The sequence below is a fragment of the Coleofasciculus sp. FACHB-542 genome, from assembly GCF_014695825.1.
Taxonomy (GTDB): Bacteria; Cyanobacteriota; Cyanobacteriia; order Cyanobacteriales; family FACHB-T130; genus FACHB-T130.
On the sequence record NZ_JACJPB010000039.1, the window covers coordinates 1 to 15,010 of the forward strand.

General features: G+C 48.7%; 12 protein-coding genes, 1 tRNA gene and 1 pseudogene. 11 read left to right on the forward strand and 3 right to left on the reverse strand.

The features are described from left to right. Positions 1 to 122: pseudogene (locus tag H6F52_RS14120) on the reverse strand (photosystem II D2 protein (photosystem q(a) protein)); the annotation flags it as partial. 428 nt (positions 123 to 550) lie between these two features. Here H6F52_RS14120 and H6F52_RS14125 point away from each other — a divergent pair. From H6F52_RS14125 to H6F52_RS14145, 5 genes are all read left to right on the forward strand, one after another. Further along, entirely contained in the window at positions 551 to 817 is a 267-nt protein-coding gene (locus H6F52_RS14125; RefSeq protein ID WP_190411751.1) for a hypothetical protein, read from the forward strand. Between the two features lie 23 nt (positions 818 to 840). Further along, the gene (locus H6F52_RS14130) at positions 841 to 1,518 is read left to right on the forward strand and encodes an ABC transporter ATP-binding protein (RefSeq protein ID WP_190426205.1); all 678 of its coding nucleotides are present in this window, start codon (positions 841 to 843) and stop codon (positions 1,516 to 1,518) included. Between the two features lie 122 nt (positions 1,519 to 1,640). Further along, positions 1,641 to 2,189 (forward strand): NYN domain-containing protein, encoded by a 549-nt coding sequence (locus H6F52_RS14135; RefSeq protein WP_190411750.1) that lies wholly within the window; start codon positions 1,641 to 1,643, stop codon positions 2,187 to 2,189. 110 nt (positions 2,190 to 2,299) lie between these two features. Next, positions 2,300 to 2,371, forward strand: a tRNA-Asn gene (locus tag H6F52_RS14140). A 29-nt stretch (positions 2,372 to 2,400) separates the two neighbouring features. Next, complete coding sequence (locus tag H6F52_RS14145; protein WP_190535652.1) at positions 2,401 to 3,648, forward strand: aminotransferase class V-fold PLP-dependent enzyme; 1,248 nt, start codon at positions 2,401 to 2,403, stop codon at positions 3,646 to 3,648. 525 nt (positions 3,649 to 4,173) lie between these two features. On the opposite strand, the gene H6F52_RS14150 is transcribed toward H6F52_RS14145, so the two are convergent. Further along, positions 4,174 to 5,499, reverse strand: a complete 1,326-nt coding sequence (locus tag H6F52_RS14150) for a tetratricopeptide repeat protein (RefSeq protein ID WP_190535653.1) — start codon at positions 5,497 to 5,499, stop codon at positions 4,174 to 4,176. A gap of 150 nt (positions 5,500 to 5,649) precedes the next feature. Between H6F52_RS14150 and H6F52_RS14155 the strand changes: the two genes are divergently transcribed. Then, the gene (locus H6F52_RS14155) at positions 5,650 to 6,828 is read left to right on the forward strand and encodes an esterase-like activity of phytase family protein (RefSeq protein ID WP_347276215.1); all 1,179 of its coding nucleotides are present in this window, start codon (positions 5,650 to 5,652) and stop codon (positions 6,826 to 6,828) included. Between the two features lie 119 nt (positions 6,829 to 6,947). Further along, a complete protein-coding gene (locus tag H6F52_RS14160; protein WP_206754036.1) occupies positions 6,948 to 7,328 on the forward strand; it encodes a surface-adhesin E family protein in 381 nt (126 codons plus the stop codon). A gap of 171 nt (positions 7,329 to 7,499) precedes the next feature. Here the strand turns inward: H6F52_RS14160 and H6F52_RS14165 are convergent, their stop codons facing one another. Then, positions 7,500 to 8,414, reverse strand: a complete 915-nt coding sequence (locus H6F52_RS14165) for an ADP-ribosylglycohydrolase family protein (protein ID WP_190535656.1) — start codon at positions 8,412 to 8,414, stop codon at positions 7,500 to 7,502. Between the two features lie 82 nt (positions 8,415 to 8,496). Here H6F52_RS14165 and H6F52_RS14170 point away from each other — a divergent pair, with 82 nt between their 5' ends. From H6F52_RS14170 to H6F52_RS14185, 4 genes are all read left to right on the forward strand, one after another. Then, positions 8,497 to 9,087 (forward strand): chromophore lyase CpcT/CpeT, encoded by a 591-nt coding sequence (locus H6F52_RS14170; RefSeq protein ID WP_190411745.1) that lies wholly within the window; start codon positions 8,497 to 8,499, stop codon positions 9,085 to 9,087. 313 nt (positions 9,088 to 9,400) lie between these two features. Beyond that, on the forward strand, positions 9,401 to 10,555 hold the full coding sequence (locus H6F52_RS14175; RefSeq protein ID WP_190427239.1) for an NAD-dependent epimerase/dehydratase family protein: 1,155 nt from the start codon (positions 9,401 to 9,403) through the stop codon (positions 10,553 to 10,555). A 241-nt stretch (positions 10,556 to 10,796) separates the two neighbouring features. Then, the gene (locus H6F52_RS14180; protein ID WP_190535658.1) at positions 10,797 to 11,906 is read left to right on the forward strand and encodes a glycosyltransferase; all 1,110 of its coding nucleotides are present in this window, start codon (positions 10,797 to 10,799) and stop codon (positions 11,904 to 11,906) included. 385 nt (positions 11,907 to 12,291) lie between these two features. Further along, positions 12,292 to 14,988 carry a GAF domain-containing protein gene (locus tag H6F52_RS14185; RefSeq protein WP_190535660.1) on the forward strand — a complete coding sequence of 899 codons (2,697 nt, stop codon included), beginning with the start codon at positions 12,292 to 12,294 and terminating at the stop codon, positions 14,986 to 14,988. Positions 14,989 to 15,010 lie beyond the last annotated feature (22 nt).

The following is a 15,010-nucleotide window of genomic DNA, read 5'->3' on the forward strand; positions in this document are numbered from 1 at the left end:
GCGCAGGGGAATAGCAGTAGGCCGGACCAGCCGACAAATACGAAGCGATCGCGCTTGAGCCAGTCGTCAATGGCGTCAAACCACCCTCTTGAACTTGGCGCGCGTCCGACTGCGATAGTCATGACAGCAAATCTCCAAACAGGTTAGTTATAAGTACAGTCATCGCGGTTTCTGCTGGCTCCATCTGTCACTAGATGGGCTACGCAGAAAACAAACTAGGATGTCAATCTAGTTTACGATTCTTTACTGAGTTTAATCTTATTATGTCCAACTTGCACAGTTTTGGGTAAATTTATTTAACTCATTTTAATATTTAGCGGTAGGGGCGACAGATGCGATCGCAGATGTTCATCACTCGCGACAGTTCAGGGGGTGAGTGCGCTTAAAGTCCAGGCTAGTAAAGGATTAGCGAAACTTACCAACGCCAAGATAGAGGCGAAGATGAAATCCTTTCTCCCCTGCTCAACGAATTTTCCCATCGGGCAGCAACTGGCTCGCGTCTGAGATACTAGGGATGTGGAGCCGATATTTAATTGCAATTGCTTAACTCATGTTTACAATCGACCTAATTTTGAAAAATACGCCGATGTCGTTGTCGGTGCAACGGAAGTCAGACGAAGATGCCCAAAGCGTTTACCAAGAAATTCTGAATGCAATCCGCTCTGGCAACGCGCAACTGTTAGAACTCACTTGCGAACGCCAGCCGGAGAAAAAAATCGGCATTCTCAGTAGCGAGATTGTTGCCGTTCAGATATCTCAGAAATCCAGCACAGCATCGGCTGGAAGACCTCCCGGCTTCTTCGCCCTCGCTGAATGAACACGTTTCCTGCTGGTGTCGAAATGGTCAAGCCTGCCATTCAAGTCAAAGACCTTTGCTTCAACTGGCCTAAAGGGGAGAAAGTCTTAGATTCCTGTTCTCTGGAGGTGCCCAAGGGTGAATTCTGGATGCTTTTGGGCACCAACGGCAGTGGAAAATCAACATTGTTGAGATTACTGGCTGGGCTGTTGCGTCCCCAAGCAGGAGAAATTCAGATATTAAACCCAATTGGCTTTGTCTTCCAGAATCCCGATCATCAGTTGGTGATGCCAACAGTCGGGGCTGATGTTGCCTTTGGGCTGGTGGAGGAAAATCTCTCGCCCGCTGAGATACGCGGGCGGGTAGAGCAAGCACTGGCAGCGGTTAATTTACTCGCGCTGGAACGACGCCCCATCTATGCTCTGAGTGGGGGTCAGAAACAGCGAATTGCCATTGCCGGTGCGATCGCCCGCCGATCGGAAGTCTTACTATTAGATGAACCCACCGCCCTGCTCGATCCGGATTCTCAGTTGGATTTAGTCGCGCAAGTGCAAAGCTTGGTGAAAAGCCGGGGTCTGACTGCCCTTTGGGTCACGCATCGATTAGATGAGTTAAATTATGCCGACGGTGCATTCTTGCTGGAGCAGGGCTGCGTTGTGGATCGAGGAGAGCCAAAACGCTTAAGACAACGCCTCCTACAAACCCAAGATTCCCCTTTGTAAACAAAGACTATTTTTAGGCAAGCTTTGGCTAGTTCTGCAAAAAGGACGACAGAACTGACTTGACTATATTGTTAAGATGATGAAATAGTTATTTTCACCTAAAAAAATCTTGGCTTAAAACAATGCAACGCCCATCCCCGCAGGCTGTTTTGCTCGTTGACGGCTACAACGTCATTGGACTATGGTCTTACCTGCAAAGAACCCGCGATCGCAATGGGCTAGAAGCCGCTCGTCTTGAATTAATTGAGGCTTTGGTCAATTACAGCGCTTTTAAGGGCTTTGAAACTCAAGTTGTATTTGATGCCCAGTATCAAGACACGCGCAGTAATTGTGAATCTATCACCCACGAGCTATCAGTCTATTACACGGATTTTGGACAGACAGCAGATACTTACATCGAAAAAACCTGTGCCTCCTTTCGTTACAATCCCTACAGATCGGCACGGCGCTTGATTGTCGCTACATCAGATCGGGCGCAGCAATTAACAGTAGTGGGGTATGGCGCAGAATGGATGTCAGCGCAACAGCTGGGTTACGACGTAGAATTAACCGCTCGTGCGGTTATACGCAAAAATAGACCCAAGAAACATTCGTCGGGGCGTTTTTTAGCGAATTCCCTGGATGCTAAAGCTCGCGAGCGTCTGGCTGAGTGGCGTTTGAACCAGAAATAACTGAACATTCATTCGGCTCAAAAAAATTTCTCAGAAAACTATAAAAGGGCTTGACAAGTTATATTGGCACTCGCTAATATTAGTAACTGTTGAAAAGATTGAGTGAACGATCCTCAGTAGCTCAGTGGTAGAGCGATCGACTGTTAATCGATTGGTCGCAAGTTCGAATCTTGCCTGGGGAGTTTAATTAATTTAATTGTAAGGATGAAGCATGAAAGAGAAAATTTCAGACTTCATCCTTCGCCATTCAGAATTTCAGAAGTTATGGTCGCTTGACCCAGCCGTAACGTTCCTGAATCATGGTTCGTTTGGTGCTTGCCCGCTACCAGTTCTGGAAGCCCAACAACGCTACCGGGCGCAACTGGAAAGGGAACCTTTGCGATTTTTTGTGCGCGAGTTTGAACCGCTGCTGGATGCTGCACGGGATGAGTTAGCTCAGTTCGTAGGTGCCGATCCAGAAGAGTTGGTATTTGTCCCGAATGCGACAACTGGAGTGAATGCGATATTGCGATCGCTTGGCTTAGCCGATCCGAGCGATGCATCGCTTGCTTTCTCCCCAGACGACGAATTACTGACAACAGATCAGGAATATAATGCCTGCCGCAATGCGCTCAATTTCATTGCCAGTCGGACTGGGGCGCGGATAGTCGTGGCAACCGTGCCTTTCCCCATCACATCCCCAGAACAAGTCATCGAAGCTGTGATGGAGCGGGTTTCACCTAGAACAAAGTTAGCGCTGCTAGATCATGTAACCAGCCAGACAGGGCTAATTTTTCCCATCCAACAGCTTGCTCACCAACTGGCAGAGCGCGGCGTCGATACCCTGATAGACGGTGCCCATGCGCCGGGGATGCTGCCGCTGAATCTGCGGGAACTTGGAGCGACTTATTACACTGGTAACTGTCATAAGTGGTTGTGTTCCCCCAAAGGAGCCGCATTTTTATATGTGCGGCGCGACAAGCAATCGGCAATTCGTCCGCTAACGATTAGTCATGGTGCCAACTCGCCCCGAAAAGAGCGATCGCGCTTTCATCTAGAATTCGACTGGATGGGCACCGACGATCCCAGCGCTTATCTGTGTGTCGCAGAGGCAATTCGGTTTTTGGGTTCGCTGTTGCCGGGGGGATGGCGCGAATTGATGGCGCGTAACCGAGCAATGGCATTAACAGCACGACAACTACTTTGCGAAACGCTACAGGTGTCGCCACCGTGTCCCGATGAGATGATTGGTTCGATGGCAACCGTGCCATTGCCGGATGAAATACCGGACAGCCCAGGAGAAATGCAAATAACGCCGCCACTACAAGATGCGTTATGCGATCACTTTGGGATTCAGGTGCCGGTGATTTATTGGCCTGCACCTCCCAAACAGCTGATTCGGATTTCAGCTCAAGTTTACAACACTCCGGCGCAGTATGAATATCTAGGTAAAACGCTTGTGGAATTACTATCTAGCTGACGAAAGACAACTGATGTAAGCCACTAAAACATCCAGAAAACCTTCCTGGAAGATAGAAATTAACCTTACCTTTACAGTTTTTTTCTTGATTTCTATAACCGTGACTTAACTCACGCTTGCATTTTTACAAAAGTAAGATGTACTCTTTTTGTGGTAAAAAAACGAACCAAGGATTTCTACTTGGCTCTAAGAGCAAACACCAAATCACAGAAGTCTATAACCAAGGGAGAAAGACTATCTCAGGAAGGGAGATAATTTTGATAGCAGTTCTAATATTTAATACTTAGGCTCAGAACCGCGCTGTCTTTATGTTTATAAAGTTATCAATTTCCAAAACAAACAGAATCAATCTTCGGTGGGAAACTTCCTGAGGTCTTAGCTCTCTCTGAAGGAATATAAAACTTTCTGTTTTGCTGGGACAAACGCCTGTAAGGGCAGAATGCCCAGTTAGACCATTTTTGACTAGGGATTGGAAATGCTTGCGGCTTATAGATAACAAGAGATCGCTTTTCTCTGAACCGATATCTACTGCGAACCTTGCTGAGTCACTCGCGCTAGCTGATTGGCAAAGTAAGTTTCCTGATACTTTAACGACCTTGCCAATTCCAACCCTTGTTCAAACGCTGCTTTTGCTGGCGCTAAGTCCCCGCGTTCTAGATAAATCTGACCGATTTGGTCGTAGGTTTTCATCAAGTTATAGTAATCGTAGGACTGCCGCTCTACCTGCAAAAGAGTTTGATAAACCTGCAAAGCATATTCAGGTTGTTTATAAGTTCGGTAGAGATCTCCTAGTTTTTTCAAAGCTTCGCTGGCAGAAGCAAACTGCTGTAAAGACCACGCTATATTATAGGCTTCTTGGTAGTTTTTACTCGCTTCGTCTGGTTCTTTGAGAGCTTCGTAATCGGTAGCGATCGCTATCTTCAACGCTGGTATCTGAGTTAAATCATTAATGGCGAGGTAACTTTCTGCCAGCCGTTGCTTCACTTTTAAAGAATTTTCCGGTTGCTTCGCCTTGTCGTAAATGTAAGTCAGCTGTTGCAGATAAACCACTTGGTTGACCGTATCGCCCTGTTGAGTGGCAAAACTCAGCAATTCCTCATAAGTTGCCGCTGCCTTAGGATAATCAAACCAGTTCAGGTGCAATTGGGCAATGATTTTCAGCATTGCCTCTTCTGTGGCTTTATCTTGGCGCTGCCGTGCATCAGCCAGCAACAGCTGATAATCTTCTAGCGCGGGGGCTGGCAGTCGTATCTGCTGGTAAGCTTGACCCAAAGCTTGCAACAGCTTTATGTCCACTGCGGAGACAGGGGAAGACAAAACAATTTCTTCGGTTTTGCCTCCATTTTGGTTTGTTTGCTGGCGCGGCTTGCCTTTCGGCTCTGGTGTCCTGCCAAAAGCCCGATCCTGAATTGCTTGCAGACGCTTGGTGATGATTTGCAAATCAAGTTTTTGATTATTTTCCCAAGCGATCGCGCCAACCCGTCCTAGCGCTTCTACCTCTTCCACCGTCCCTAGCGATCGCCGCAATCGCAATTCCCGATACCAAATTTCAAACGCTGCCGGTGCATTACCGGCTTTAAGCTGAGCAGCTGCCTGGGCATTTAATTCATCCAGAGCCTGCCTGAGTTGGCTGATTTCTTGAAGAGTCAGGGGACGATCTACCTGCGGCTGCGGCAGCAGCGGATCGGGTGTCGTTATCTCTAAGGGGTTGGGTTTGGGTTTATTATCCGCCGCAGTTGCTGCCCATCCGGCAGAACCGGAACACAGTAGGAACAAAACGGCAGCAATTCCCAGTCCTAAAGCGCTTGAGCGACGTTGCTGCAACCACAGACGAGCAAGCAAATTCTGCATAATATTTTTAGCGCGAGCAGTTTAAATTGTTAATAACAAACTATACAAGCAGACCTGGTTAATATCAGAAGTTGTAGCGTTTCTCACCCAACTGACTGCTACAGTAAAGCGATAGTTTCCGCGCTTGTTGTGAAGTTTAGGAGAAAGCTGGTGAACGGTGGGCAATTTAGACCACGATCTTGGGTGCTGGGGATAGCGATCGCCTTATTGACTTTTGTCACTTCCTGCGGAGTCCAGCCAGGAATGACACAAGATCGAGTTTTTCTGGATCTATCCCTCGACTTTTTGGGGGAATACCAGCTGCCCAAGACGAAATTTAAGGATACACCTGTTTCCGGCTTATCAGGGCTGACCTACGACCGAAAGCAGAACCGTTTTTACGCAATTTCAGATGATCGCAGCAAGTTTGCCCCAGCCCGGTTCTACACTCTCAACATGGTTATCGATGACGCCAGCGATGGCAAAATCGGCATCCAGAAAGTAGAAGTTGAGAACGTTACCTTTCTAACCAAGGAAGATGGCAACACCTATCCCAAGAGTACGCTGGATACAGAAGGGATTGCCGTGTCTCCTCAACAATCGGTATTTATCTCTAGCGAAGGTGTCGCCCGCGATGGCATTGCCCCCTTTATCGGGGAATTTGACTTAAAAACTGGACGTCTGCGGCAGAACTTACCCATCCCGGAACGCTATCTTCCCGATGTCAGTGGCAATACAACCCAGACTCGTGGCATCCAGAATAACCTGGGGTTTGAAGCCCTGACGCTCAATCCCGTCGGTACTCTCCCAGCAACCGGGGAACCGTTTCGTCTATTTACTGCCACTGAGTCATCATTGATGCAGGATAGCGAAGCAATTAGTTCAAAGCAGGGAGCAAAATGTCGGATCTTGCACTATTTGCTCAGCGATGGCCCGCCGCTGCTGATTGCCGAACATTTATACGAAATGGAACCGCCTCCGAGTGGGGCACTCAAAGATGGCTTGCCGGAATTTTTATCTTTAGATGCAGGGGGGCACTTCCTCACCTTGGAACGTTCTTTGAGTCTGTTAGGTTACAGGGTGAGAATTTATCAGGCAGCAATGGGCGGGGCAACAGATATTTCTAGTGTCCCCAGCCTTAAAGGTGAGCTTACTGGGATTGAGCCAGTGAAGAAAAAGTTGCTGTTGGACTTGGATGAAATAGGCATTCCGTTGGGCAATTTGGAAGGCATGACTTTTGGCCCCCGCTTGCCGGATGGTAGCCAAAGTTTACTTCTAGTCAGTGACGATAATTTCCAAGATAAACAGACGACTCAGTTCCTATTGTTCCGACTCAAAAGCAGGCGTTAAAAACAGTTAACGCTTACATCTCTCACCCTTCAATTCATCTCGATAATCTTTGCAATCTCATGACTAAGTTGCTTACCTTCCAACATTCGCGTCTCGCTATAGTATCCGGGATCGGCTTGATGACAATGATTGCTACGTCAAGAGCGATCGCGGCTTGGGTACCCGTAAGCAAAACCCTCGACAACACTCCTATCTATATCGACGACGCGCGGATTGTTCGTCAGGGAAATCTTGTGGAATTCTGGCGACGGAATCTATTTAAAGCTCCGGAAGCAGATGGTGCGATTGGAGTAGACAATTTTCATGCAATAGAGTGTAAAAAAGGCTTATTCCGATGGCGTCGGTCTATTCGTTTTGACCAAAGCGGTCGAATTGTCGGGGATATCGATGTAGGTAAAAACGACAAGCTGCTAGAAGCAAAAATTCAATCGGGAAGCATCATCGGGGATTTCTATCAAGCAGTGTGCCCAGCCCAAATAGAGGAACCTAAAAAAAAATAACAAAAAGGGGATTTTTTCTTAAGCTTAAACCTGTTTGAAGGCGATAGGAAAAACCTCACTCCCCGCCCATCGAGCTTCACGGAGAGGGGAGTAAGAAAATCTTGTGTGTATCTCCTGTGCATCTACCTAAAACGGGTAGCGCGTTCAGTTTTTTAACTTGATTTTGCATTTTTAATGACTTTCGCCAGCAAAAATGCTTGAAAAATTATCTGGTAACGGTTCCCTCGCCTGAATCCACGAGGTAGGGACTCCTTTTTGGCGTGCGGAAAGGGCAACAATCCCGCCTACAATGGCGCAATTTGTGTCCATGTCGCCTAAACCGCTAATTGTCGCCCAGAAAGCTTCCTGGTAGTCTTCCAAATGATGGGCGGCACACCAAAGGGCAAAAGGCACCGTATCTTGAGCTGAAATTTTGTAGCCGGAACCCAGTTGTTGCGCTACCACAGGTGGAGAGCGATCGCTCGGAATATCTATCGCTTGCCGAATGCTGCTCTGAATCTCGCTTTCCGGGACATTCAGAGCAACCTGTTGGAGAAATTGCTCTCCAGACATCAATTCACCTTCACCCACCCTATAAGCGATCGCAGCCGCAACTGCAACAGCGATCGCTCCAGCAATTCCCTCTGGATGAGCGTGTGTTGGTTGCGCTGAGAGTATCGCGTTTTCTCTCACTGCGTCTAGATCGTGAGCAAAATAAGCGCCTAACGGTGCTACCCGCATCGCTGCACCATTGCCATAAGAACCAGTACCCCCGAACATCTCCGAAGCTGCCGTGCGCCAGTCTGCGCCCCATTGCAGCCTTGTTAACAGCTGCTGCGCCCCTGCACCGTAGCCGCGAGAAGGGTTGAAGCGTTCGGCAAACGCTGCGGCAAGAGCATCGGGATCTATCCTCCCATAACGCCACACTGTCTCCACGATAGACAGTGCCATCTCGGTATCGTCACTGTAGCACCAGCGTCTGGGAGGAACTTGACGCTGTTGGATTCTTTCGTTCAGTTCCTCTACCAACCCAAAAAACCTTTCACCCAAGGCATCTCCGACAGAAAGCCCCGTCAAAGACAACTGCATTCGTTCTAATGGCTTCATCGTTTCAAGAAACTTTAGGAGGAGCGATCGCGCATCTTAAAATAAGGGGGATCATTTCTCAACAACGGCATTTTAATAAACAATGACGCATTCTACTGATATTGCTACCTTAGCTCGCTGGATGGCAGCAGATTTCAGCAACCAAGCACAAGCATTTGAAAATCCTCCCATCTTTGCCCATATCCGCGTCTGTATGCGTCCTCTACCCCTGGAACTGTTGTCGGGCGTGAGTTTCCTGGTGGAACAAGCGTATGACTATATGATTAATGACCCATATCGGCTGCGGGTTTTAAAGTTAATTACGAATGGCGATCGCATCGAAATTGAAAACTACACAGTTAAGAATGAAGAACAATTTTATGGTGCCTCCCGCGACCCCAAGCGCCTGCACAACCTCAAAGCAGACCAACTGGAAAAATTACCAGGCTGTAACATGATCGTCGAATGGACAGGTCACAGCTTCAAAGGTTACGTCGAACCCGGTAAAGGTTGTATGGTGGTTCGCAAAGGTCAAAACACCTATCTCGACAGCACCTTTGAGATTGACGAAAACAGGTTTATCAGTCTCGATCGGGGACGCGATCCCGAAACCGATGAGCATATTTGGGGATCGGTCGGGGGTCCTTTCGAGTTCGTCCGTTGGGGAAGTTTTGCCGAGGAAGTGAAGGTGTAAAGGGTTCAAAGCTAAAGGTTGAAGGTTCCTTGTCGCTAGGAACCTTCAACTTTCAATCTGGAGGTCTTGGAGACACTTTCACATCTGATTGCTAGGTCGCCCTGATTGCTGGGTCGCCGCCACTGGGACAACAACGCTTTCCCCCCAAAGATTGATGACGAAGGAGGGAAGAAATACGAGAAAGAAGCAAACGACTACAAGCTCGATGGGGTGTACCGGCGATCGCTCAGAAGGAATTCACTTCGATGGTCTAGAAGGTACCATTACCTGGTAAATTTACCGAGTGTTGGCAAGCAAGATTAATTGAACCCGTATGAAAGTCTTGGTTATTGGCGGTGATGGCTACTGCGGTTGGGCAACCGCGCTTTATCTTTCCAGTCGAGGATACGAAGTCGGCATTCTAGACAGCCTGGTGCGGCGTCACTGGGATATGCAACTAGGCGCAGATACCCTAACCCCTATTGCACCCATTCAACAACGCCTTCAGCGCTGGAAGGACCTCACCGGCAAATCCATAGACCTATTTATTGGGGATATCACTAACTACGAGTTCCTCCAGTCAGCTCTGCACCAGTTTGAACCACAGACAATCGTTCACTTTGGCGAACAGCGTTCGGCACCCTTCTCGATGATTGACCGAGAACACGCAGTCGTCACCCAGGTGAACAACGTGGTGGGGACGCTGAATCTGCTGTATGCGATCAAAGAAGATTTCCCCGACTGTCACCTCGTCAAATTAGGGACGATGGGCGAGTACGGGACACCTAACATTGATATTGAAGAAGGCTACATCACCATCGAACACAACGGGCGTAAGGATACTTTGCCCTATCCGAAGCAGCCCGGATCGATGTATCACCTCAGCAAAGTTCATGATAGCCACAATATCCACTTTGCTTGCCGGATTTGGGGGCTACGCGCCACCGACTTGAATCAGGGCGTCGTGTACGGCGTCTTGACAGAAGAGACGGGCATGGATGAGCTGTTAATTAACCGCCTGGACTACGATGGAGTCTTTGGGACGGCACTCAACCGCTTTTGTATCCAAGCAGCAATTGGGCATCCCCTGACGGTGTACGGGAAAGGCGGTCAGACGAGAGGCTTTTTGGATATTCGAGATACAGTGCGATGTATGGAACTCGCGATCGCGAACCCCGCCCAACCCGGCGAATTCCGCGTCTTCAACCAATTCACCGAACTATTTAGCATCGGTGACTTAGCTGCAATGGTGAAAAAAGCCGGGAATTCCTTGGGACTGAATGTTGATATCCACAACCTCGACAATCCCAGAGTCGAGAAAGAAGAACACTACTTCAACGCCAAAAACACCAATTTGCTCGATCTCGGCTTACAACCTCACTATCTATCCGACGCCCTACTCGACTCGTTGCTCAACTTTGCCGTCAAGTACCAGCACCGCGTCGATAAAAATCAGATCATGCCCAAAGTTTCTTGGCACCGTCAGTAATCAGGATTGAGGACTGAGGACTGTTAGCGAAGCGGTGCGAAGCACGGACTGAGTGAAAAGAGAGATAGAGGAGAGAGTGGCAACTGGTAAGCAATTTGCTGGGTTGAATTGTTGCATTGAAAAGACAGATAAACTTTAATAACTCCTCAGACTTGACCGTTCATTGAGTCCTTAGCCCTCAGTCGCGATCGCGCTTAAATCTATCACTCAGCCCTCAGTCCTCATCCCTCAGCACTGAATTATGCGAATTGCTCTTTTTACCGAAACCTTTTTGCCCAAGGTTGACGGCATTGTGACGCGCCTGCGCCACACCGTTGAACATTTACAGCGCAGCGGCAACGAAGTGCTGATTTTTTCCCCAGATGGGGGGTTAACCGAATATAAAGGAGCCAGGATCTACGGAGTCTCTGGCTTCCCGTTGCCTTGGTATCCAGAGTTGAAAATGGCTTTTCCTCGCCCCTCCATTGGTTATCAACTAGAGAAGTTTCAACCGGATATCATTCATGTTGTCAACCCAGCTATTTTGGGACTAGCGGGTCTGTATTACGCCAAAGCGATGCAGATTCCCTTACTAGCGTCTTATCATACCCATTTACCCCAGTATCTCCAGCATTACGGCTTGGGAATGTTAGAAGGTGTGCTGTGGGAATTGCTCAAATCAGCCCATAATCAAGCGCGGCTAAATCTCTGTACTTCTACGGCGATGGTGCAGGAACTTACCAGTCACGGCATCCAGCGAGTGGATTTGTGGCAGCGAGGAGTAGATACAGAATTATTCCAGCCCCACTTGTCAAGCCGAGAAATGCGATCGCGTCTTAGCCAAGGACACCCGGAAAGCCCCTTATTACTCTACGTAGGGCGTCTGGGCGCAGAAAAGGAAATTGACCGCATTAAGCCCGTCCTAGCAGCCATTCCCAACGCGCGTCTCGCCTTAGTGGGAGATGGCCCCCATCGACAAGCCTTGCAACAACACTTTGCCGGGACACCCACCCATTTCGTCGGCTATCTGACCGGCGTTGAACTCGCCTCAGCCTTTGCCTCAGCAGACGCCTTTATTTTTCCCTCGCGCACAGAAACTTTAGGATTAGTGCTGTTGGAGGCGATGGCAGCCGGATGTCCCGTTGTCGCCGCGCGTTCCGGAGGGATTCCCGATATCGTTACTGATGGCGTTAACGGTTACTTATTTGACCCAAAAGATGAAGAGGGAGCGATCGCTGCTACCAAGCGCCTTTTGGCCCATCAAGAAGAACGGGAAACCCTACGGCAAAATGCCCGCCTCGAAGCCGAACGCTGGGGTTGGGCTGCCGCCACCCGCCAGTTGCAAAATTACTACGAAACAGCGATTCGTTAACACTCAATCATCAACAGTCAGGGTTTAGCAGTCAGGGTTTCCGAAAAACAACTGATAACTGAACCCTGAAATGCTCCTATTTAATACATATTCCTAAACACTACGGATGAGGATTTCAGGTCTCCGAGGTTAAATTAAGTTAGTGGGTGCTTATTTTTTAAGCGTTAACGATTAGCTCAGTAGGTGGAGACCAAACAAACCCAGATTGAACAACGCTTTTCCCCGTAAAGATGCGAAAATTTGCGTTTTTCGGCTAGTCTTTACAGAATTAATCGCGATTTTAGGCTTTTACGGGTATTTTGACTAAATTGAATCTAAAAAAAGTGTGAATCGCATACTAATAACAGCTAACAGCTAAAACCACAGCTTGCAAATGCTTCTCCCCATGACACTCTCTAATACCGGCAGCGTTCTGGCTACGTTAACTCAGCTTACGCAACTCAATCGTACTAGCGCCCTGACCTCGCGCGTCAAAGACCTGTCATTCGGCGAATTTATCTGCTTACTCGACTTTATTACCGCTGAGTTCCAGCAGTTTCTGCGGGCGATCGACATGATCAACAACGAAGCGCTGGAAACCATGCTGGAGCAGGTCATGGACGCCTTTACCCTCAAAATGGGTCAGATTCTGCAAGCAGACCTCACCACTATTTTTTTAGTAGACGAAGAAAAAAATCAACTTTGGTCAAAAATTCCCGATACGGAGACTGGGAGAGCCACCAAACAAATCCGGATTCCCATTAATATTGGCGTTGCCGGTCACGTCGCCAGCACCGGCGAATCTTTGAATCTTCCAGACCCCTACTCTCACCCACTCTTTAACAAAGAAGTTGACGAGCGACCGGGCTACCGAACCCACAGTCTGCTTTGTATGCCGATTTATAGCAGCAAAAACCAGATTGTTGCGGTCGTTCAGCTATTAAATAAAGCTGGGGATGGGCCGTTTACCGAGGAGGATGAGCAGGGATTCCGCGACTTTGCTGCCTCTATCGGCATTATCCTAGAAAGCTGCCAATCGTTTTATATGGCGGCACGCAAGCAGCGGGGGGCAGAGGCACTGTTGCGGGCAACCACCTATCTCGGTCAAAGTCTTGACTTGGAAGCAACTCTGCGCTTTGTGATGGAGCAAGCGCGGATTCTGATGCAGGCGGATCGCAGTACCCTATTTATGCTGAGCAAAGAAACGGGAGAACTCTGGACGAAAGTTGCCAACAAAGATGGCACGGAGATCATCCCGATTCGCATTCCTTCTAACAAAGGAATTGCCGGTTATGTTGCCTCCACTCGTCAGCCGCTAAATATCCCGGATGCTTATAAAGATCCGCGTTTCGATCCCAGCGCCGACCAACGGACGGGTTATTTGACACGCAATATCCTGTGTATGCCGGTATTTAATTCATCAATGGAATTAATCGGCGTTACGCAGTTAATTAACAAGCAACCCGGCAGCTTCACGAGTTCAGATGAAGAGTTTATGCAGGCATTTAATATCCAGGCGGGAATTGCGCTGGAAAATGCCAAGCTCTTCGAGAATGTGTTGTTGGAAAAGCAGTATCAAAAAGATATCCTGCAAAGTCTCTCAGATGCAGTCATCTCTACAGATATGCAGGGACGGATTGTCACGATTAACGAAGCTGCACTGGAGTTGCTGGGGTGCCCGATTCGGGAAACCACGGGTAAAAACAACAAGCATCTATGGGAGCAGAAACTAATCGGTCGTTTCGTTTGGGATGTGGTGCCCATCGAACATCTCCAGTTTCGCCTCCAGGATAGTCTGAAGACGGGTGCCAAGCAATATGTGCCGGAGCAAACCCTGACAGTAGGATTGTATCTAGAGAAGAGCCACCAGCCATCAGTAGCAGCCGTAGGAGCAATTCCAGACTTGTCCGTGCAGGCACAATGCGCCCAGTGTCAGCAGGTAGCAGAAGTTCTCAATTTGGAAGCGACTCACTCGGAGGGAGAACCTACTGGAGTCCATATTCTGGCAATCCGCGATCGCATCAATCCAAACATCTTCATTCCTTGGAATGAATCATGCAGTCCTGGCACTGTCGCCACCCACAGTTGTCATCAGATTTTGAGTGCCGATCAAGTCCAGGAAATTGAACGAAGTATGAATCTCACCGTTAATCCCCTTACCAACCCGGAAGGAGGCGTCAGAGGAGGCTTGGTGGTCTTGGAAGACATCAGCCACGAAAAACGGATGAAATCTACCTTGTATCGCTACATGACGCCTAGAGTAGCAGAGCAAGTCATGGCACTGGGCGATAAAGCGCTGATGATGAGCGAACGCAAGGAGGTGACAATTTTATTTTCTGACATCCGGGGCTACACCACTCTGACGGAAAATTTAGGGGCTTCGGAAGTGGTTTCGCTGCTGAATCAGTATTTTGAAACGATGGTAGAGGCAGTCTTTAACCACGAAGGCACCTTAGATAAATTCATCGGCGATGCCTTGATGGCGGTGTTTGGTGCGCCCCTGCCTTTGGCAGAAAATCATGCTTGGATGGCGGTTCAGTCGGCGTTGGATATGCGCCGCCGGTTGGCAGAGTTTAACCGTCGCCGTTTATTTGGAAACCAGCCGCAAATTCATATTGGCATTGGACTAAGTTCTGGAGAAGTCGTTTCCGGCAACATTGGTTCCCACAAACGGATGGACTACACGGTGATTGGGGATGGGGTGAACTTGAGTTCTCGCCTGGAAAGCGTCACCAAGGAGTACGGCTGCGATATTATCTTGAGCGAGTTTACCTACAACTTGTGCCGCGATCGCATCTTGGTGCGAGAGTTAGACAAAATCCGCGTCAAGGGCAAAAATACCGCCGTTAGTATTTACGAGTTGATCGGCGACCATCGACAGCATCTCGACGATTCTACGAAGAAGTTTCTCGATCTCTATCATCTGGGGCGTACAGCCTACACGGGAAGAAGCTTCCAGAAAGCGATCGCCTACTTTGAGGACGCCTACAGCCTACGACCCACGGATCAGGCAGTCACCGTCCACTTGGAACGGTGTAAGAACTACCTTCGGCAACCGCCTTCAGATGCCTGGGACGGAGTCCACACGATGACCAGCAAATGAGGTTAATCGCTATTCGCGAATG